This window comes from Pseudomonadales bacterium (assembly GCA_024234615.1).
Lineage (GTDB): Bacteria > Pseudomonadota > Gammaproteobacteria > Pseudomonadales > IMCC2047 > JAJFKB01.
Genome location: JACKNY010000001.1, coordinates 573,095 through 593,985, shown reverse-complemented (window position 1 = coordinate 593,985; position 20,891 = coordinate 573,095). Strand labels below are relative to the sequence as shown.

Sequence of the window (20,891 nt, the reverse complement as noted above, 5' to 3'; positions counted from 1 at the left end):
AAACAGGGCAAGTACAGTAATTTCAAAAGACTTTATACCTAGTTATTCTTTTTCCTGTGCGTTCAATACCGCACAACGCGTTGCCACAGGACCTAATAGCTCAAAAATCACCGTCGTACCAACCACGACGGGTAGTATCAATGTGCTATGTGCAGGAAACCTGTCCGCAGCAATCAATGCCATACCCATGGCAACACCGGCTTGTGGCGTTAATGCTAACCCCATCCACCGTTGTATCGACATCGGAGCCCGAATGGTTCTCGCACTCAGATAACAGCCCAACAGTTTCCCCAGAATACGGCAAAACATATACACCAGCCCGATCAACCCTAGTTCCCATAGACTCCCTAAATGTAAAGCTGCACCCGCCAGGACAAAGAATAGAATTAAAAAGGGCCGTTCAATATTTTCGATGGCATGAAAAGGTTGCTCATGATGCTTCGCTAGGTTGGCCACCGTTGCACCCATGCTGAGCGCAGCCAGAAGAAAAGAAACTCCGAGCATTTCCGCCAAGCCACCACAGATAAAAACCAGGGCTAAGGCCTCCACCTGCGTTGGCGATCCCGGTCGAATTCGACCTGTTAAAAAGGCCATCGGAGCACCTACACAAAACCCTAGCAAAATACTTCCACCAACTTCTTTGAGTCCGCTGAAAAACAAGCCATTATGGGGAGACACGCCCACTGCCAACTCAACCAGTGCTAACGCGAAACCAAATAGAATAAGCCCCCAGGCATCGTCCACCGCAACGATACCTTCGAGGGTATCAACAAACTTATTGCTGATTTTCAATTCCTCAATCACATCTAACGTCGCGGCCGGAGCTGATGCCGCTGCTATGGCACCCAGCAGAATGGCAACCCCCATCGGCAAACCAAGCAACCACAGCCCCAGCGTGACCGATACACAGGTCACGAGTGCTTCCGTCACGGAAATAAAGAAGACATAACGACCATTTTCGGATAGCTTAGAAAAGGACAGGCGTTCTCCCAGCAAAAACCCAACCATGAGTAATGCCATATCTGTCACCAGAGGCAACCATTGAAAGCTAATTTCGGGTAACAGGTTAAACACCGATGGGCCAATTAAAACGCCAAAAATAAGCAGCAAGGTAACTCGCGGTAAGCGAGTTCTGCGTCCAAGCTCATCAGTGGCGAAACCCATAAATAAAATGGCGCCTAAGGTAAGTAAAATCAAACCAACTGACTGCATATTCTAAGTTCACCTGTGCTATAAAGTAGATCGAACCTGACTATCAAAACAATTGTCATAAACTTCCTAGGGTTATTATCTCTTTCCCGCCAGGATAAACAACAGAGAGCTAGCAACGTTTTGATCAAGCAATATGAATTTTGGCACCCTCGGATTTTTGAGGCACCCTACTACGCATATCTAGCCATTCAATGCCTACGCAATGGCATCGGTATACGCTCACTGGCGAAAGCCAATTATTGCTTAGATCACGGCGAAATAGGTATCGGGTCGAAGTTGGATACCCAGCTCACATTTGACCAAACTTATTTTCTCCCCAGCATGCGCCTGCAAGCAAGTTTGAGCGATGCCGAGAAGGCCCAGCTGTTAGATACTTTTATCCGCCAACACCAGTATCCAATCATTCTTAAATCCGACGTCGGATGCGTCGGCAAGGGCGTTTGTAAAATTTCTACCGATCAAGAGTTGGAAAAAAAAATCCCCTTGTTGCTCGGCGATTACATCGTACAAAAATTTACGCACCTGAAGGAAGAGTACGGCGTTTTTTACGTACGTCATAAAGGCAAGCCGAAAATCACCGGTATCAATAAAAAGCATTTCCCCAGCATCATTGGTAATGGCAAAGATAATATTATTACTCTTGCCACACAGCATCCGCGTTATACCCATCACTGGGGCACCTTTCTTCAATATTTCGACACTCGACAGGTGCCTGATGAGGGCGAACGGCTGCTGCTTTCCTTTATCGGCTCGCATACTATGGGCTGTATGTTTACTGATGATACTCACCTCATCACACCCGCCATGGAGCAAGCCATTTACAGCATATTTGAGAGTCAGCCTGGCTATAACTTTGGCCGACTGGATATAAAAACTGCTAATGAAAATGAGTTCAAACAGGGCATTTTTAAGGTGATTGAAGTCAATGGTATCGCTTCCTTACCCACTCATATGTTTGACCCGAAATACAGCATTAGGCAGGCTTATCGTATTTTTTTCAATCACGCCAAGTACCTTGCCCTAATTGCCAAAGAACACCAGCATCAACCGATGGATTTCTTATCTATCAGCGAAATTATCGAACGCGTAAGGGCCAACCAAAGTATGCTCAACCGGGTTCATCAAAGACTTATGCAAGGTTAATAGCATCCTAACGACCCCCTCTAAGCATTTTAGAGTAATTGGGTTACGGGCCAATTAATGATATATTGCGGCCGTTTTTCACACCGATTAATGACATACCCATAGCTTGGATATTCGACCCACCGAGCGACACGCTTATCAAGGAGTTCTATTAATGGCAGCTGCGCTACAGATTATTGCGCTTGAAGGTTTCCCGCTGGTACAGGCAGGTGAACCCTTACTGCCATTAATCAGCGAAACTTTAAAACAAAACAACTTATCCTTACAGACCGGCGACGTCCTGGTATTGGCACAAAAAATTGTTTCTAAGTCTGAGAATCGCTTTGCCCGACTCTCTGAAACCGAGGCGTCAAAAGAGGCCGAATCCTTAGCGCAGCAATGCGCAAAAGACCCACGCATGGTACAACTGGTGCTCAATGAGTCAAGCCAGGTTATTCGAGCCAAACCAGGCGTTTTAATCGTCCGTCACAAACTGGGGCACGTCATGGCTAACGCCGGACTGGATCAATCCAATATTGGCAACGACAGCAACCTGTTTTTAATGCTACCAAAAGATCCTGACGCCAGCGCGCAAAAACTGAAATCAGAGGTTGCTACACAATTAAGCGCCGATATCGGCGTGTTGATTTGTGACAGCTTTGGCCGACCTTGGCGAATGGGAACAACCGGCGTTTGCATCGGCTGTGCTGGCATCGCTGCCATACAAGATCAGCGCGGAGAGTTCGATTTGTTTGGCAAAGAGCTCCAGGTAACCATGCCCGCCAAAGGTGATGAAATCGCCGCAGCGGCCTCATTGGTAATGGGCGAAGCCGCCGAAGGCACACCGATCGTACTGATTCGAGGCCTAAAAATTTCAGGTACTGGTCAAACCAGTGACCTGATTCGTCCACTTGAAGAAGATCTGTTTACCTGATCACTCCAGACAACCCGTGAATCAATAGGAATTTATTACATCCATGAATTGGCCCAAAGAAAAAAAAGTACTCGCATTATGTGGCGGCGTTGGCGGTGCGAAACTCGCGTTGGGTTTGACTAAAGTACTCCCGCCCGAGCAGCTTTCGATTGCCGTCAACACTGCCGATGACTTTGACCATCTTGGACTGCGAATCTGTCCTGACTTGGATACCGTCACCTATACTCTGGCAGAAGTAAACAATCGTGAAACGGGCTGGGGTCGCGCTGACGAATCATGGCATTGTATGGAGGCACTCGCGGAGCTTGGTGGAGAAACCTGGTTTAAATTGGGTGATCGGGATATAGCAACACACCTGTTTCGCCGATCCCAGCTGAATCAAGGGTTGAGCGTCAGTCAGGTCACCGCGAATCTATGTCAGAATCTTGGCATTGCGCATTCGGTGTTTCCGATGAGCGACGACCCGGTAGGTACAGAAGTTAAAACTGATAATGGCTGGCTTAATTTTCAACACTACTTTGTGCAACAGCAATGCCGGCCCAAAATAAACGAAATTCGTTTTGTTGGAGCGGAAGTTGCTCAGCCCAGCCCCAAATTCAAAGCCGCTTTAAAAGATAGTAATTTAGGCTGTGTCATTATTTGCCCATCAAACCCGTTCCTGAGTATCGACCCCGTTCTCGCCGTTTGCGGAATCAGAAAACTGCTAACCGAAATAGACGCACCAGTAATAGCAGTTTCACCCGTCATCGGCGGCAAAGCCGTCAAAGGTCCAACCGCCAAAATCATGCAAGAACTGGCACTCGAAATAACACCCAACACTGTGGTTTCTCATTATGCCGACTTTCTCTCCGGGTTCGTGCTAGACAGCCAGGATGCAGAACAACAAAATAGGCTGCCCGCTTCTATCACCGTTCAAGTCTGCAATACCTTGATGATTTCTTTGCAAGATCGTATCGACTTAGCCAAAGAGTGCTTACTGTTAGCACAGCGAATAGGCTAACGACATGACATTATGGGCCATAGTGCCACTCAAAATTGTCACCTCCAGCAAGCAACGCCTGGCAAATGTACTCACCAACAAGCAGCGTATTCAGCTTACTCTAGCGATGGCAGAGGACGTGCTTACGATATTGCAGAGCTGTCAAAACATTGATCATATTGTTTTGGTTTCAGGTGATGCAGTTGCCGCTAAACTATGCATGAAAACCAACGCACAATGGCTAAAGCCCAGCAACCAGGAAGGACTAAATAGCGACTTAGCATTTGCCTGTCATTATGCAGAGCAGCAGGGCGCCAGTAGCTGCTTAATACTGCACGCAGATTTACCGCTGCTAAACAGCAAAAGAGTCGATGAGCTGATTGAGCAAGCACAGAAAAAAGCTTTACAGCATAAAAATATGCTGGCAGTAGTGCCCTGCAAAGAAGGGTCTGGGAGTAACCTAGTGTACGCGCCGCTGCCCTTCCCGGTTAAATTTGTCTATGGCAAAAACAGCTTCCCTCAGTTCAAACAGCTGGCAATGGCAGCAGACATCCCCTTCCACACCCTGGCAATGGAAGATGGTGATTTAGATATCGACATACCGGCAGATTTAAAAAGTTTGGAGCAACGTATCAACAGATTGGATAGTTCTAGCGCTAAAACCACACGCCGTGTCCTTGCGGAAATCACCGCCAAAACGGTCAGCTAGATTTAACCATTTTCACTATTAATGATTTGTGCAAAAACTATCTATGACGCTACCCTCCCAATTATTGGCTTAACGACCCTAAACGACTCCACCCCCCCCGGCAGGTATGTCTGTGTTTTTTACAACTAAAGGTGTTTTAAGCCTAAAATAAGACGCAAGTAATTGATTAAAAAAGATTATTTTGGTTGGCCCGAATATTGCCTTTGTATCCCCCAAATCCTATGTACCTCAACAACCGAACAACGGATAATATGCATGAAAAAATTTGTTCTTTATTGCAGTCTATGTGTCTTAGCCATTTCAATGCACACCCATGCGGCCTTAATGGAAGTTACCATTTCCGGTAACGTCCAAGCCAATCAAACTATTAACAACATTTGCCGAACACAAGGGTTTAATGTCTGCCACTATTTCCCACTGGGGGACGCCATCAGTATGTCGTTCGTTTATGATGATCAAACCCCGCAGGCCTATGTTCAAAACGGCACCAGCGCATTCTACGATAATGCCATCAAGTCGATTTCCTTTAATTCAACACATGTCGCTTATTCCGGTTCCGACAGCGGCAGCTTTGGTCAGTTTATCGTGCGCAACGCAATCAAAGATGGCTTAACCTTCAGGCTATGGGAGCCGACTCAAAATAGGTTTGCCTATGCTTCGGCCAACGCGATGGACTTAACTACCCTGCAGACCGAAGTGGCACACGCTACAGATGACGTTTACGGTGATATTGAAATAAATGCAATACTTGTTAACCTAACCGCACTCAGTGGCACCCTATTTAACTCGCTGGCAATGACTACCAGCTTTAACCTCAGCGATTTTGACGACCCTGTCAATACCAATTGGGGCTTTAATGTCAGAAGTTCAAGTGGCTTTGGAGGTAGTGTTGGTGTTGGTATTAGCAGTGTTTCCGTCAGCGTACTAGGCGCTAAAGAGGGTTCGCCATCGACCGTTCCAGCACCCATGACTTTGGTTCTGATGCTTTCTGGTTTAGCGTTATTAGTTCGCACAACGCAACGAAAAACCTAATCAGCAAGACACGACCACCTCTTGTCGATAGATATTAAGAAACTACTGATTTTTGTTGCTCACCAGATAAAGCCAAAGGTAACCGCTCAAACCGGCAATTAGGGATGCACCTAAAATGCCGGTTTTCGCCATCAACAATAGATCAGGTTGTGCTTCAAATGCCAGTTGCGCGACAAATATGGACATAGTGAACCCTATCCCTGCCAGTAGTGATACCCCGGCAATTTGACTGAAACGGGTATCCTTGGGCAATACTGCCAAGTTTAATTTTAGCAACAACCAGCTGGCACCAGTGATGCCAACAAATTTGCCAACCAGCAAACCTAATGACACACCGAGCATCACCGGATGCTTAAATGTTTCACTCAAGGCTGAAAAGTCAATCGGAATAGCGGCGTTGACTAAGGCAAAGACAGGGATAATCAGATAGGCCACCGGCATATGCCAAGTGTGTTCAAGTTTTTGCAACGGTGCTTCAACGCTATGTACGCCATTTTCTAAGGTCTGAACTACCGCACGCAGCTTATCGTTAGTCATAATACTTTTACCGGGTTCATGGCTCGCATCGAATTTTTGCATCAGGTCTTTCATATGCTGGCTAAAGCGCTCCGGGTTAAATTTGGGAACCGCTGGTACCGTTAAAGCACCTAAAATACCTGCTAATGTGGCATGCACCCCTGACAGTAATAAAGCGTACCACAGAAAAACTGCGACGCCGAAATAGGGTAGTGTTTTACGGATTCCCAGAAGATTAAAAATCAATAACAGGGCAAACAAGCCCGCGCCATAGAGAAGAGGTTCGAGGGCTATAGTGTCCGTATAAAAGAAAGCAATCACCATCACCGCGCCCAAGTCATCGACAATAGCCAGCGCCACTAAAAAAGTAATCAGCGCTTTGGGGACGCGACTGGCCAGCAACGCGAGAGCACCGATAGCGAAAGCGATATCCGTAGCCATCGGGATACCCCAGCCACGTGCCTCATCATCATGCGGATTAATAACCAAATAGATGACGGCTGGAACCAACATCCCACCAATTGCCGCGCCAATGGGAAGCACTGCGTTTTTAAGCTTAGCTAACTCGCCAACTAAGATTTCACGTTTTAACTCCAAACCCACTACAAAGAAAAATATCGCCATAAGAGCGTCATTAATCCAATGATGGAGAGTCATTTTAATTTGCCAGGCACCAACACCCAGACTGATAGGGGTGTGGGTTAGGTGCTGGTAGGCTTCAGCCAAGGGTCCGTTTGCCAGCACCATCGCGATGAGCGCTGTTACCATCAACAGCATACCGCTGGTGGTTTGGCGATGAATAAATTCTTCAAAAGGCGTGAGAATTTTGTCGAAACTTTTTTCCCAAGGCGCTTGGTATTCACCTAGGCGATTTGGTTGACCTTTGGTCACTTCGTCAGTCATGCGAGATTCTCTATAAAGCGGTTTTATTACAAACGAAAAATATTACGGCTCAGCAATACAGTGGCTAGGCTATACCGAAGAGAGTGTAACAACTAATAGGCTGTTGAAAAACGTTATGAACGTACTCACTGTATTAGCCATTAAAAATATCGGTGATTTCTTGTAACGTCACAGCAGGAGGATTGGGCAAATCTGGCGTTTGCTTCCGAACTATGTCCGTTACCCATTGCGGGTAAATTCGGTACATAAATTTAGTACTGACGGTGATTGGGTATTGAGTATCATCCGGTAGTTGAAAAATTTCATCTCGATAGCCATCGGCCGGTATGCGTGTATCGCTGAGTAATTTAGCATAGCGCCAGAACAGCAACCCAACCGGCTTGCCTTGTTCGTCACCGAACTCCTTCATAAACACCCGTGCCTTTGGCTCCAGGTTGCCTGCTTTATCCAGCATTCCAGAAGATAATATCTCACGACCTACCGCATCAATAACTTTTACTTGCAACCAGAATTGACGGAAATCCGCCACCCCGGTCGGCAACGCGTGCCCAGCACCTTTATTCGTTACTCGTACCTTAAGTTGATTGGGCGCAGATAGATGTTGCTCTATCTGTCCTGCTGAACGCAATAGTTCCAGGCTCATACGTTCCAACTCTTTATTACGCAACCCCACCAAATGATGGTTCGCGCCAGTAAACTGGTGCGTCACGACATTTTTTTTGACGGGGCCACGCAGTGTGGAGCGCCCTGGAATAGCCTCCCCGATGCGGGCGATATCTGCATGCATGTGGCAGTCGATGCAGGTACGATTTTTTGTCGGATCATCCGGGCTATTGAAGGAAGATTGCTCCCACTCGTTATAAGTATCAACAATCAATGCGCCGCTACCAGGGGCAAACTCATTGTGGCAGGTTTTGCAGAGCTGTGGATCGGTATAGAAAGACTGTGAATAGGAGCGTTTGTGAACTTCCGGTTTGGCATTGATCAGACGACTGGAAAGCCATTGCAGCATATCGGAATCGGTATTTTCTTCGCCGACATAACGCTCTCTATCCTTGAGATTTACGGTATAGGACGCATTACCCCCAGCATCCTCAATATCGGTGATGCGGTGACAAAACAGACAGCCAGTGCCCTCGTCGATATCGGGCTGCTTCTCTGCCAATGCTTGGTATAAGGAAGCACCCTGCCGCTCAAACATATGTCCTTTGGCATCCAAATTAAGTTTACCCGTCAGAAGGTTTTGCGGCGCATGGCAGCCAATACACCAGGTTTTAAATGTTTCTCCTTCCGCTTCGCCTGCCGCCTCTAGCACCGCTTTGAAGTAAGGATTTGATTCCCCCATCAGGCGGTGATTGGAATCTGCCCACTGTTCGAACATCTCTTGGTGACACTCTGCGCAGCTTGCCGAATTACGCCACTCTTTGGGGTGTGTCAGCTGTTGTCCTTCTAACCGCAACCAAGTGGCCATATAGGGAAGGTTATGCGGCTGCGTGACGAACGCATAAAGGTCGCTCATTGCCTTTCGCACGGGTTCAGGTGGGCTGGCAGAATCAACTCGGAGCGCGCCATCGCGGTCATCCTCACCCAAGCCGCCCTGAGTCTTCTGAATAATGTTAATAAAGTCGGCGATGGGGCTACCACTCACCATGTACTTTAAACCGGGATGGCCTGATCGTGCATCCTGTTTTTTGTCTTGGCTATGTTCTTCCACCAAGTATTTATTGTGGAAATTAAAGCCGTCTAAATGGCAGCTATTACAGCTCATCCAGAAGTCACCCGCGATCGGATATTCGACGTTGGCATCCGTACGCGCTGACTGAAACAGTGCCCGTCCGCGCTGTAGTGCGCCAGCGACGACCTCAGAGGTATTCGCCCATTCGGCCTGAGCTAACTTAACCCTAGCAAAGGCTTTATCACCGCCTCTGTCAAACAGCGAGATTGTCTGATCAATCGCATTTTGCACCCAGAGCCTATCACCATCAAGCAACAAGCCGCGAGGATTTTGTCCAGGGGTATGCCGATAAATCTGTGATGCTTTCGCCCCACCCTGCTGCTTTTTACGGCGATGCCGTTTGCTCTTAGATTTACCCGAACGAGAACGGTCAAATACCATTAAATCATCAGAACCCGCCAAGGTGATATAGACCTTCGCGCCGGAAGCTGAGAACTCCGCATCATGCGGATTAGAGACAATACGGGTGCGGCTGGCGGTATCAATAATATTGATAGTTTTGAACAGCTGTTTACGCTGTTCAACCAGCTCATGCTCGTCACCGGGGGTCAGATCGATTAGCGACACCGCCGGGAATACGGTAGATTGAAACTGAAACTCGTGGTCAAAATTCCACAGCACATGCGGCAACCAGGCTTCCTCGCCATCGGGGCTGATCGCGATATCGTCTAACAATCGGGGCCGTCCTTGCGACTCAAACTCATCGTCGGTATCACTTTCTGCCAGCTTGATAGTTCTCAACAGCAATACCTGCTTAGATCGAACATCATAAATTGACAACTCTCCAGTCATCGAATGAGTCACCAGTAACCGGCCGTCCTCGGTGAGCGCTAAACCTCGCGGGGTTTCCGCCGTATCAATACGCGCAACTATTTCCCCCTGCTCAATCGCAATGAGCTGAGCATCCTCAGTGAGCGCCACCCAAAAGCGATCATGCTGGGCTTGATAAACCGCGCCAAATGGCCGTTTACCCACCTCCAAAGTTTTCAGCACTGACCAGTTTGCAAGATCGACGATAACAACAGAACCGGCAAGGTAATCAGTCGCCAACAGAGTCTGTGCCGAGGGGTTGAGCGCCAACCGTCGAATATCTTTACCCAGCGTGAGTTCGCGACGGGCTTGCGCGGTCCCCGTCTCCCCACGGTCAATGCGGGTGACAGAGCCTTGCCAAAAATTCGCGCTATAGAGGGTTTTGCGATCAGGAGACCATTGTAAGCTGGAGCTAGCTTGAGCAGCCATAAGGGGTACACTGGCAATAAAGCTGCCAACCAAGAGGCTGAATAACACCAGCAACCGAGGCTGTAGCATCGATCAGCTCCCCTTTAAGGCCGACTGGCGCGAACTAAATTTGAAACGTTTGAGCACAGTATAGCGCCAGGCGTGGCGTAGCATTAGCGGCCCCATGAGCAGCCCTGTCAGCCAATGTATATCACTGACCCAATGGCTAAGATCGTTACCTGTGGCACCCCAAAAGGCCAGAATAAAACCCGTGATAAAACAGATCAGCAAGAGCCAATCCAAGATTTGACCCGTGACCCGTAAAAATTGCTTATCACTACAAACCAGTAGCTTTCTGTGCGTCCACCAAAAAACTCCTGTGGTCAGCGGAAATATGATAAGACCCGCAGCGACATGGAGAATTAATGACCACCGAAAAACAGGCCAGCCAATAGGCAAACGCTCCCACAAAAATAAACCACTGACGAATAATAATAAGACGACCCATTCAGCCGCCGCATGATGATAGGCCTGCCAACGCAGGTAGCGGCTCAGCAGATGACGAGCGCCATTGCCTTGCTCAGTAGAAAAATCAGCTGTCTGAACAGTCATGGGGAGAAATCAAAACCCTAAAAGTGACGACCTGATATTCTATCGACAATGAGAATCGCTATCAATTGCATTGCCAAACAGAAACAACCTTCCCTGATCGAGATCAAACCACGGCCTGTTATTCTCATTGGATTGGCAGATTTTGCTAGGCGAAAACCCAATCGATGGCTTTTCGCCTAAGCTCCAGACTAATGCGCAGTTAGACTCACTTTATTCGCCATGACCGGTGCGTAGCCTGCACCAATAATCGATTTCACTCCATCAGCGTCGGAATCCGTCACAGTACTATCAGCCAACCTGTTCTCACCGGTATCCGTATCAGGCTCAGCTAACTGCAAGGCACCATTGACGGTGATCTTAAACCAGCTCACATAACGGTTTGCCAAATGGCTTAGTTCCAAGGCTGGTTCGTGCTCACCTTCCTGGTTGGCCAAATGTAACATTATTTCCCGCAACGCGCCCGAGGTGGCGGCCGCTGTCCAGGGGGTGTAAACCGCATTGGTGCCAGGCTTGTCCGACCAGGTACCCAACGCCGGATCAAACATTTGTTTTTCTAGCGCCAGAAAAATCTTTTTTGCAGCAACCAAATAAGTGTCATTGTTAGTCGCCATTCCTGCCGCAATCAGTCCACGGACCGCTGCAAACTGCGAAACTAGGGACTGCCTTCCCTGGGCCGGTTTGCCAACCGCAAGCCTGTCAAAAACCAACCCATTGGCACCTATCGCGTTTTTCAGCAGATAATCGGCCTGCACACCAATCAGCTCCAGCGCGCGTTGACCAACTGCCGTATGCAAATTAACATCTCCGCCCTCGGCAGAGGCGTAGCCCACCGGCAATGCATCCTGCGCACGCTGAAAGATAGCAAGTGCGGCTATCGCGTAGCTGGCATCAAAAGTAGTTACACTCTCACCGAGTTTGCCGGGATGATAATCATCAACCAAAGTGCCTGCTTTAGCATTAAAGTGTAAGGCGTCCAGATTCTTAAACAGCAGATTGCTTAGATTTGCTGCCAGAGAAAAACCATCCAGTCCAACCAGGTTGTTAGTCAAATCAGCATCCCTGTTCGCTGTCGGTGCCGACATGAAGGGTGCACCATCGAATACTGCCAAAAATGACGGGTTCTGTGCGGTATTGCCCTCACGCTGATCAGTAAAGGCAAAAAACTCACTGGTTGGCCAAAGCAACATCCAGGTATCACGCAAGGTCGAACGAGCATCAACCACCTTCAGCTTACCCAGCGCATTGACGCCATTTTTATTAATTTCCTCCACCGCCACCTGATGAGCGAACCAGACTGGCTGCTTACGCGGATCATAATTCGGGGTGATTGCCGCGCCCAGCTGTTTGCCGTTATAGCCGAGTTGTTGTTGCAGGATGATCATCTTGTCGAGCGAAATTTCAGTTAACAACATGCCTTGAAATCCATCTGCGGCGGAAACACCCAAACTGTGTTTACCATCTTGATCCATCACGGCAGATTCAGCGCTAACTTCTTCATCAGTTTCAGTTTCATGCATGCCACCGAGGAAATCCTGTGACCACATCACTTCCTTTAACAAGATACCGCCGAGCGCGGCCGGATTAATCGTTCTCGAAAAACTCGCACGATCCCAATTTAGATTCTGGTAGTCACTGAGATAGCCGTTCACTCTTGTCGTTTGCTGTCCCTGTTCACCTTGCTCGTTAATAACGTCAATGACTTCTCCCTCAGTGGTATTTACCTGTCCCAAATTCAAACGCGGCATACCTGACTGATAGGGCAAAGATAGCGGATACATGTTTTGCGGAATATCCTGCACTGGAAAACCTACGGCTTGTGCTAGCGCAGCATAACGCTGATGCAATCCCGCCAACCCCTTTCCACGCGCAGTATTGATAGGCCCGTTGACCAAATGCGGCCCCATTTGCGACTGATAATTCAATGCGTACATTGCTTCTTCTGAATATTCATAGCTCTCAATACCAGCCGTATAATCGAAACGTGTGGGCTGATTTAAAGCATTCGGGTCCAAAACATCCAAATCCAAACCCAAGGACTCAGCCAGCGGCTCGCCCGATAGCTCAAATTCTGTATAGGCTAAAAAATTACCAGCCGGGTCGTGTGACGCATCCAGCACTTTTATCTGCCGCTCAGCATGGGCATGGTTTGCTATTGATACCGCTGCAAGCAGCGCACTAACTATAAAAGTTCTCATAAAATCTCCATTGTTAATTAAGACCACCCCGTGACGTGCAGCCTGGCAGAATAGGGCCAAAGGCTTTCTTCAACTAAGGATAAGCATGACAAAACAATCGTATGCAACGCTTACATTCAACAAATGATAATAATTATCATTTGTATTATCAACAAAAATATTAGTTAAGTTTCGAATGGAACCACACAATCTGTGTGGTACAGAAGGCTCATAATATAATTTCGGTAGGTCGACAAGATATTCTTTCTATTTATGAATATCATGGAAACAAGTCATTATAATTATTTCATTACCTGCACTATACTACAGGCATATTAGTACAGACATTGTTTGGAATAACAGTGTTAACAGCAGTTTTAACAACAGGAGTTGTTTGCCATGATTATGTCCATAATGATCCCCGTAACTATCGCCTTTTTTGCGGCGCTAGCCTACGAGGATTGCTAGGAAGTTTTCAAGAAATTCATACCCCCCCTAAATTTAGCCCACCTCAGTGTGGGCTTTTTTTTGCCTATAAAGCCTACGAATTTGCCTCGACTATTTCCACATTCAGGCTCGAAGAGCTTTCAAGTTCTTTTTTCTGCTGAAAACAACCTTTGACTAAAAAAAGTACCAGAGGAATAACACCACCGAAGACAAACAGTAACCCGCCCAGAATACGCGCCCACGTCAGCATCTGAAACGTACTGCCTTGAATATATTCTTCAGCACGCGCATACCAAAATCCATGTTCCATCACCGCCGCGAATTGGTGGAAGCCGACCGGGAACAAGTCCAGCACCAACATGAGTACCAAACCGAGATTCAGACTCCAGAAAATTCGTTTGAATAACACATCGTTCCAAGCCGAAGCATTGACTAAATAACGTGAACAGAAGATTAGTGTAGCAATCGACAGATTACCGTAAACCCCCATAAATGCCGCGTGCCCATGATTGACCGTCAAATAGGTGCCGTGCTCATAGTAATTGACGATAGGCAGGTTAATCAGAAAACCAAACACACCGGCCCCCAGAAAATTCCAAAAATTCACGCCAAGCAAAAACAGAAATGCCGATGACTGTGCGAAACTGCGAGCACACTCTACCCTTGGCACCCCCGCTCTGACCAGCGCTTCAGCTGGTAACTTACGAAACTGCCAAGCTTCCAGCGTTAAGAGTATCAGTGGCACCACCTGTAACGTAGAAAACACACTGCCAACAGCTAAGGTCGCAACCGGTTTGGCATTCCAATAAAAGTTATGACTCAGACCCAACAGTCCCGAACCAAGAAAGAGCAAGGTCGCAATATAAACTACCCGTGCTGCGCCTTGATGGCTAACGAAGCCCATGAGATACATAAAATAGGCCACCAAAATAGTCGCGAATACTTCGAAGAAGGCTTCCACCCACATATGCACAACCGCCCAGCGCCAAAAATCAGCGATAGCGAAATTAGTCTCGGGTTGAGCGATAAAGCCGGAAATGAACAGTAGCGAAACGGCAATCACGCAGTACAGCAACCAGTTAGGCAGCGCCCAAGGACGTTCACGCCGCCAGGTAAGGCGTAGATTACGCCAAAGAATAATCGCCCACAGCACAAAAACCAACATCAAAAGGCCTTGCCATAGCTTGCCCATTTCAACAAATTCCCAGCCCTGATTGCCGAGAAAATTCCACCATTCTCCGAGCACACCCAGCGGCCCCAGAACAACACCAATCAGGCTACCTGTCACCATGAACACCAGCAGCCAGAACAACAGGTTAACCAGCTGTACTTGACCAGGTGGAGTACTTTTCGTCACCGTTGAAATGACAAAGATCGAGCCGCCAATCCAGCAGGCTGAAACCCACAACAGCGCCAACTGTAAATGCCAACCACGTGCAGCAGCCAAGGAAAAGTATTCGGAAACATTCACACCCAGCAGATAATTCAAACCAAGAAAATTATGTGCCGTCATTACGCCGGCAAATACCTGTAGCAGAAAAAGCAGTCCGGCCACGACAAAAAACTTATAGGTGGTTCGCTGTAATTCAGAGGGTGCAAAGTTCTCAACATCGGCAATCACCACCGGGGCCGCATCTTTGCTCTTGCCCTTCCAACCAACTAATTGTGCGAAACGGCCGTGCAGGAACAATACCGCCCCTAGACCGATGAACAGACCCAGAATGGCGACCAAACTCCAGAGCAATACTTGCTTGGGCGGCACATTCCCAGCCGCCTCGTCGTAGGGCCAGTTATTGGTATAGCTATACTCATGGCCGGGTCGCTTGGCGACACAAACCCAAGCGCCCCAAAAGAAAAAGTCACTCAGATCATTTAGTTCATCATCACTTAATCGAGAAACCGCAGGTAGAACTCGAGCGACATCGGTTCTGACCCAATTGCGGTAATACGTGCGCAATCGCTGCACCGCAAAAACTTGGCTATCGCTCAGCACAATGTGATCCAGCACTTCATCGTACCCATTCTGCTTGAGTTCAGTTTGCACCCGCGCCACCACGGCATCTTTGGCGTACGGGTTTTGTTGATCTGCATCGGGCAGATAAAAATCAACCATCGCATCTGATAAACGGTGTAATGCGTCGGCGGTAAAATCTGGCCCTCTGCCCGCCCCATCGCCAAACATACTGCCGTAATCCATCAAGGCATTACTCAGAAATACCAGCTGCCCTCGCACAATCGCATCGCCACTAATTTCAACGTCGCCGGAAGCTGTCACAAAATCAACACGCGGAGGAGCATCGCTGTAGGTATGGCTACCGACAAAGAGCAAACTCCCCAGCCCCGTCAGCATAACCAGCGATAGCGGCAACCACCAGTTTTGCGGTTTCATCACCCAACGTTGCCACCAGTCACTTGGAGACAGCGACGACTGCGATTCAAACATTATTTCCCCCTGGACAGACGATGTCTTCGATTTGATCATAATAGCTCGTTCGTGCTATTTTCTGCGCGATCCTATCACTTTAAAAAAAGGCGCTCATTGATTCACATCAGCAACCTAAGATTGATAACATAGCTCTTCGATTTGAATCGCTTTGCACCAAAAGCCTGCGGCAATACTGCTGTTTGATTATCATTATTTCGGAGTCCCATCGATGAAACTGGAAACCCTTGCTATCCACGGCGGTTTTAAACAAGACCCTACAACGAACGCCGTTGCTGTACCCATCTACCAAACAACGTCCTATGCTTTTGACGACACTCAACATGGCGCAGACCTGTTCAACCTAAAGGTGCAAGGCAATATCTACACGCGCATCATGAATCCGACCTGGGCCGTGTTAGAGGAGCGGGTGACGCAGATGGAAGGCGGCATCGGTTCGTTAGCCATGGCCTCAGGGATGGCGGCCATTACCGCTGCGATCCAGGCCATTGCCCGCACCGGCGATAACTTTGTCAGCGTCAGTCAGCTTTATGGTGGCACTTACAACCTGTTTGCCCACACCATGCCAGCCATGGGTATTGAAGTAAGAATGGCTTCGGGAGATGATCTGGCAGCACTGGAATCAAAATTTGATGACAAAACCAAGGCGCTGTTTTGTGAGTCCATCGGCAACCCGGCGGGCAATATTGTCGACCTAAAAGCCCTGGCTGATATAGCCCACAAATATAATGTGCCATTGATCGTCGATAACACCGTAGCCACACCCATGTTGTGTCGCCCTTTTGAGCATGGCGCCGACATCATTGTGCATTCGCTTACAAAGTACATGGGTGGGCACGGCACCAGTGTCGGCGGTATTATTGTCGACTCCGGAAAATTCCCCTGGAAAGATAACCCGCGCTTCCCGCAATTCAACGAACCCGACCCCTCTTACCACGGCGTGGTATATACCGAAGCCTTGGGTGATGCTGCTTTCATCGGTCGCTGTCGCGTAGTGCCGTTGCGTAACATGGGGGCTGCGCTGTCGCCCTTTAACGCTTTTTTGATTTTACAGGGCATCGAAACACTGGCACTACGTATGGAGCGGCACTGTGAAAATGCCCAAAAGGTCGCCGAATACCTGCATCAGCACCCACAGATAAACTGGGTGAGCTATGGCGGCCTCGCAGACAGCAAGTACTATGAGCTGGCAAAAACCTATATGAACGGCAAGCCTTCCGCAATCCTCAGCTTTGGTATCAAAGGTGGATTTGATGCAGGCGCTCGCTTTATCGATGCACTACAGGTCATCAAGCGACTGGTGAATATTGGTGACGCCAAATCTCTCGCCTGTCATCCCGCCTCCACCACACACCGCCAACTCGGCGAAGAGGAGTTGAAAACTGCGGGGGTCAGCCAGGATATGGTGCGCCTGTCTATCGGCATCGAAAATGTAGAGGATATTATTGCCGACATTGAGCAGTCATTGGCGGCCGCAAAATAGTACCTTCGTGAATGCCCTCTCCGTTTTGGGGAGGGTATTTATTCATCTAGAGAACCAAGTTTAGGATTAAATCTCTTCTCCTTAGAGAGCGCCCAAGAGCATAATAAAAGGCTAGGATGAGGGATTGGCTCAAAGTCCAATTCCAAATATTCTCAAACCTTAGAGTGAGTCAAAACCTTAATTCTCTGCAACTAGTTTTTATATAATTAACCGAAGGGTTGTCTTTTAAAATAAATGCCCCCTTTATTCTTTTTTTCTTTTTCCGAACCGCAAGGTTGTCAGTTTTTTTACAGCAGCATATACACATCCCTCGTAACCAACTGAATTTATACATTTAATTACAAATGGAACGATAATTGCTAAATTTTTTGTATCCTTATTTCCTAAGGGCTGATCAAAATGAAAAAACTGATTACATCACTCCTATTAGTTGTACTCGCTTCTTCCGCGAATGCCACAGTGATTTACTCCGGCAATTTCTCGGGCTCCAATACTACATCCAGTAGCGCAGTTCAAAGTCTTTCTGGATCATGGAGTTTCGAGTTTGACGAGAATCTCGTCATGCCTTCTGCATCATTCCAGATCCTTTATGGTGCAATGACATCGTTATCTTTGACCCCTGATCCTCTTGGTGCGACAAGTTTTAACACGTCAAACACATCCGCTCTTCTATTGTTCGTTAGTGGCGCGCTGAATAACATAAATATCTATGGTCGAGTTGGTGGCAACAGTCTTGAGCTGACGGCCGACGATTTCTATGTTGATTACAATGTAAACACCGGCAATACAAATCAGGTTCGCTGGAGTTTGGCGAGCGAACCTAATGATTCGGTTTTAGCATCTAGGGACACACTTGCGGGAAGTTTTAGTATATCCTCGGCTTCAGTTCCATCACCGTCTACGATGTGGCTGTTTGCTGTGGGTTATGTTGCCGCTAGCTTCAAGCGTCGTAAGCACCGAAACGATGGAATCAGGGAGTAGGTCTTGCTTTTTGCCCATCGGATATAGGGGCTAACAACCGCCTTCTTTTGATTGTCCCAATACTATGTACGTCCAAGTATGTGCGTAGCAATTTGTTAATCGACATTTGAAGTCAGTGTAAAAACTCCTGCCAGTTGGGCAAAAGGCAAGACCCGACCCTCATACCCTTGACTCTCATGCTCTCTCTCACAAAAACCTCCTTGAAAGATGATGGCTCGATAAAAGCCTAACAGGGCTGTAGAAAAACCTAGATTTCTGGTGACATGTTTACTTCATTATTGACGGGCATGTATCAGAGTCCGTGGCGTTAAGTAAACTGTCCTCGCAACTCAATCTATGAAAAAATAGTCAGGATGTTACTGCTAATCATTTTTATCCTCATTGCTGTGGTTTGCTCTTTTTTGTGCTCCATTGCGGAAGCGGTATTGCTGAGCATTCCCACTTCATACATCGTCAACGCCGAACAGCAAGGTAAGGCTTCTGGTCCGCTACTGCGCGCATTAAAAGACGATATCAATAGCCCCTTGGCAGTCATTCTTACCCTCAACACCATCGCCCATACCATGGGGGCAGCAGGTGCGGGCGCTCAAGTGGTGGCCGTATTTGGCAATGTCTATTTAGGCATTTTTTCCGCAGTACTCACCTTCGTTATTCTAGTTTTTTCTGAAATTATACCCAAGGCGTTAGGAGCGCATTATTGGCGCCAGCTCGCGCCTATCACTGGCCATACTCTAAACTTCTTTATCCGCGTCCTTTTTCCCTTCGTTTGGCTCTCCAATAAGATTACTCGTGGCGTAGCGAATGAACCAACACTGCAAGGTTTTAGTCGCCAGGAATTTCAAGCCATGGCGGAGCTCGGCGAGCAGGAAGGACAGCTGGACAAGCATGAGTCTATCGTCCTTAAAAACCTGTTTCGACTACGCGAAGTTCAGGTACGCAGCGTTATGACACCACGTTCAGTCGTCTTCGCGGTGCAGGAAGATATTGCAGTTGCAGATTTTCTCGACAAATACAGCCGCCGCGTATTTTCGCGCATCCCTATCTATTCAGACCCGGAGAAAATGACTGGTTTTGTACTGCGCAATGATCTCCTAGTGGCGCAAAGCGAAGGGCAAAGCCAGCGACCGCTTTCAGCATTTCGCCGTGAACTGCACGCGATATTGGACGCCTCCTCCCTACTACAAGCCTTCGACACTTTTGTCAGTACCAGTGTACAAATCCTTCTTGTGGTGAACGAGTACGGCGACACACAGGGCATCCTGACGCTGGAGGATGTACTGGAAAGCCTGCTTGGCCTGCAAATCATGGACGAACTGGATAGGGTAGAAAATATGCAGGTGTTGGCGCGTCGCTTGGGTGCGATGAGGCGTAAAAAAATGGGCTTGGATCAGGATCTACCTGAAACAAAATAAATCATCGGCAGCATTTCGAGAGAAGGTGATTGGGAAAATACTCCACTATGCTGCTTTGTTCTAGAGAAATAATCTACCAAAACAAAATGTTTCCCGAAACGACCTTACCGCATTAATCCCGCAAATACAAAAACCAGTAAATCATCGCCACAAACAGGCTACCGCCAACGATATTACCCAGCGTTACCGGCAGTAGGTTGTTCAACAGGAAGTTGGAAAGGCTGAGGCTCGTAATGTCTAAACCCGGCTTGATTTGCTCGGCGAGTTGCACCACTTGCGGCTCTAACTGCGCCAGCATTCCGGCTGGAACAAAGTACATATTTGCCACTGAATGTTCAAAACCCAGAGCAACAAACGCCGTAATGGGGAACAGGATTGCCAGAATTTTATCGGTGACACTGCGTCCGGCAAAACATAGCCAGACCGCCAGACATACCAGAATATTGCACAAAACCCCTCTGCTGAAGGCTTCTAAAAAACTGAGGTTTAGTTTGGACTCTGCGATGATCAATGCTTTAGCACCAACTGCTCCTGCGCCAGTCAGCCAATGTCCGCTCAGGTAAATCAACACGACCAAGCCAAGCGCACCGATAAAATTACCGACAAAAACGATAGACCAGTTTTTCATCAACTGAGTGAAGGTAATCTTTTTGTCCATGTAGGCCATCACCAGCAAGTTGTTGCCGGTAAATAGCTCGGCACCGGCTACCACCACCAGGATTAATCCCAAACAGAAGGATAAACCGCCGACCAGACGCATGAGTCCCTGATTGACCGCTATCGAAACATCATAGGTAACCAGTGTGAAAAATGTCGCGCCTAACCCAATAAAAGCACCCGCTAACAGCGCCAGCACAAATACCCGCAACGGGTCAGTCATGCTTTTGCTGATGCAAATTGTTTCAACACGGGCGGCAATTTCTTTGGGCGTATAAGCTTCTACGGCAAATTTATCCATGTTCGCAAATTCCCCTTGAGT

15 protein-coding genes are annotated in these 20,891 nt (G+C 47.9%); 8 read left to right on the top strand and 7 right to left on the bottom strand.

Annotated elements, in window-relative coordinates; genetic code table 11:
* Positions 1-42: 42 nt before the first annotated feature.
* Complete coding sequence (locus tag H6995_02845; GenBank protein ID MCP5213927.1) at positions 43-1,212, bottom strand: cation:proton antiporter; 1,170 nt, start codon at positions 1,210-1,212, stop codon at positions 43-45.
* 120 nt (positions 1,213-1,332) lie between these two features.
* Here H6995_02845 and H6995_02840 point away from each other — a divergent pair, with 120 nt between their 5' ends.
* The 5 genes from H6995_02840 to H6995_02820 all read left to right on the top strand — a co-directional run bounded on the left by H6995_02840 (position 1,333) and on the right by H6995_02820 (position 5,988).
* The gene (locus H6995_02840; protein ID MCP5213926.1) at positions 1,333-2,355 is read left to right on the top strand and encodes a hypothetical protein; all 1,023 of its coding nucleotides are present in this window, start codon (positions 1,333-1,335) and stop codon (positions 2,353-2,355) included.
* Between the two features lie 154 nt (positions 2,356-2,509).
* Positions 2,510-3,268, top strand: coding sequence for a coenzyme F420-0:L-glutamate ligase (gene cofE / locus H6995_02835; protein ID MCP5213925.1), 759 nt, complete (start codon positions 2,510-2,512; stop codon positions 3,266-3,268).
* 43 nt (positions 3,269-3,311) lie between these two features.
* Positions 3,312-4,268 carry a 2-phospho-L-lactate transferase gene (locus tag H6995_02830; protein MCP5213924.1) on the top strand — a complete coding sequence of 319 codons (957 nt, stop codon included), beginning with the start codon at positions 3,312-3,314 and terminating at the stop codon, positions 4,266-4,268.
* A 4-nt stretch (positions 4,269-4,272) separates the two neighbouring features.
* Positions 4,273-4,956: a 2-phospho-L-lactate guanylyltransferase gene (gene cofC / locus H6995_02825; protein MCP5213923.1), complete on the top strand. Its 684-nt coding sequence runs from the start codon at positions 4,273-4,275 to the stop codon at positions 4,954-4,956.
* Positions 4,957-5,211: 255 nt separating this feature from the next.
* Positions 5,212-5,988, top strand: coding sequence for a hypothetical protein (locus H6995_02820; protein MCP5213922.1), 777 nt, complete (start codon positions 5,212-5,214; stop codon positions 5,986-5,988).
* 42 nt (positions 5,989-6,030) lie between these two features.
* Here the strand turns inward: H6995_02820 and nhaA are convergent, their stop codons facing one another.
* From nhaA to H6995_02795, 5 genes are all read right to left on the bottom strand, one after another.
* A complete protein-coding gene (nhaA, locus tag H6995_02815) occupies positions 6,031-7,407 on the bottom strand; it encodes a Na+/H+ antiporter NhaA (protein ID MCP5213921.1) in 1,377 nt (458 codons plus the stop codon).
* A 133-nt stretch (positions 7,408-7,540) separates the two neighbouring features.
* The gene (locus H6995_02810; protein MCP5213920.1) at positions 7,541-10,450 is read right to left on the bottom strand and encodes a hypothetical protein; all 2,910 of its coding nucleotides are present in this window, start codon (positions 10,448-10,450) and stop codon (positions 7,541-7,543) included.
* A 3-nt stretch (positions 10,451-10,453) separates the two neighbouring features.
* Complete coding sequence (locus tag H6995_02805) at positions 10,454-10,918, bottom strand: hypothetical protein (GenBank protein ID MCP5213919.1); 465 nt, start codon at positions 10,916-10,918, stop codon at positions 10,454-10,456.
* A gap of 242 nt (positions 10,919-11,160) precedes the next feature.
* Positions 11,161-13,167: a hypothetical protein gene (locus H6995_02800; GenBank protein ID MCP5213918.1), complete on the bottom strand. Its 2,007-nt coding sequence runs from the start codon at positions 13,165-13,167 to the stop codon at positions 11,161-11,163.
* A 520-nt stretch (positions 13,168-13,687) separates the two neighbouring features.
* On the bottom strand, positions 13,688-16,036 hold the full coding sequence (locus H6995_02795) for a cbb3-type cytochrome c oxidase subunit I (GenBank protein MCP5213917.1): 2,349 nt from the start codon (positions 16,034-16,036) through the stop codon (positions 13,688-13,690).
* A 211-nt stretch (positions 16,037-16,247) separates the two neighbouring features.
* On the opposite strand from H6995_02795, the gene H6995_02790 reads away from it, so the two are divergent.
* From H6995_02790 to H6995_02780, 3 genes are all read left to right on the top strand, one after another.
* On the top strand, positions 16,248-17,519 hold the full coding sequence (locus H6995_02790) for a bifunctional O-acetylhomoserine aminocarboxypropyltransferase/cysteine synthase (GenBank protein ID MCP5213916.1): 1,272 nt from the start codon (positions 16,248-16,250) through the stop codon (positions 17,517-17,519).
* Between the two features lie 399 nt (positions 17,520-17,918).
* Complete coding sequence (locus tag H6995_02785; protein ID MCP5213915.1) at positions 17,919-18,500, top strand: PEP-CTERM sorting domain-containing protein; 582 nt, start codon at positions 17,919-17,921, stop codon at positions 18,498-18,500.
* A gap of 353 nt (positions 18,501-18,853) precedes the next feature.
* Positions 18,854-19,912, top strand: a complete 1,059-nt coding sequence (locus H6995_02780) for a DUF21 domain-containing protein (GenBank protein ID MCP5213914.1) — start codon at positions 18,854-18,856, stop codon at positions 19,910-19,912.
* Between the two features lie 112 nt (positions 19,913-20,024).
* Here H6995_02780 and H6995_02775 read toward each other — a convergent pair whose 3' ends face one another.
* The gene (locus tag H6995_02775) at positions 20,025-20,870 is read right to left on the bottom strand and encodes a formate/nitrite transporter family protein (GenBank protein MCP5213913.1); all 846 of its coding nucleotides are present in this window, start codon (positions 20,868-20,870) and stop codon (positions 20,025-20,027) included.
* Between the last annotated feature and the right edge of the window lie 21 nt (positions 20,871-20,891).

Bases quoted from the DNA above. Each gene is read 5' to 3' on its own strand.
- H6995_02810 (MCP5213920.1), bottom strand. From the start codon at position 10,450: ATGCTACAGCCTCGGTTGCTGGTGTTATTCAGCCTCTTGGTTGGCAGC.
- H6995_02820 (MCP5213922.1), top strand. From the start codon at position 5,212: ATGAAAAAATTTGTTCTTTATTGCAGTCTATGTGTCTTAGCCATTTCA.
- H6995_02830 (MCP5213924.1), top strand. From the start codon at position 3,312: ATGAATTGGCCCAAAGAAAAAAAAGTACTCGCATTATGTGGCGGCGTT.
- nhaA (MCP5213921.1), bottom strand. From the start codon at position 7,407: ATGACTGACGAAGTGACCAAAGGTCAACCAAATCGCCTAGGTGAATAC.
- H6995_02800 (MCP5213918.1), bottom strand. From the start codon at position 13,167: ATGAGAACTTTTATAGTTAGTGCGCTGCTTGCAGCGGTATCAATAGCA.
- H6995_02795 (MCP5213917.1), bottom strand. From the start codon at position 16,036: ATGTTTGAATCGCAGTCGTCGCTGTCTCCAAGTGACTGGTGGCAACGT.
- H6995_02785 (MCP5213915.1), top strand. From the start codon at position 17,919: ATGAAAAAACTGATTACATCACTCCTATTAGTTGTACTCGCTTCTTCC.
- H6995_02790 (MCP5213916.1), top strand. From the start codon at position 16,248: ATGAAACTGGAAACCCTTGCTATCCACGGCGGTTTTAAACAAGACCCT.
- cofC (MCP5213923.1), top strand. From the start codon at position 4,273: ATGACATTATGGGCCATAGTGCCACTCAAAATTGTCACCTCCAGCAAG.
- H6995_02780 (MCP5213914.1), top strand. From the start codon at position 18,854: ATGTTACTGCTAATCATTTTTATCCTCATTGCTGTGGTTTGCTCTTTT.
- H6995_02845 (MCP5213927.1), bottom strand. From the start codon at position 1,212: ATGCAGTCAGTTGGTTTGATTTTACTTACCTTAGGCGCCATTTTATTT.
- cofE (MCP5213925.1), top strand. From the start codon at position 2,510: ATGGCAGCTGCGCTACAGATTATTGCGCTTGAAGGTTTCCCGCTGGTA.
- H6995_02775 (MCP5213913.1), bottom strand. From the start codon at position 20,870: ATGGATAAATTTGCCGTAGAAGCTTATACGCCCAAAGAAATTGCCGCC.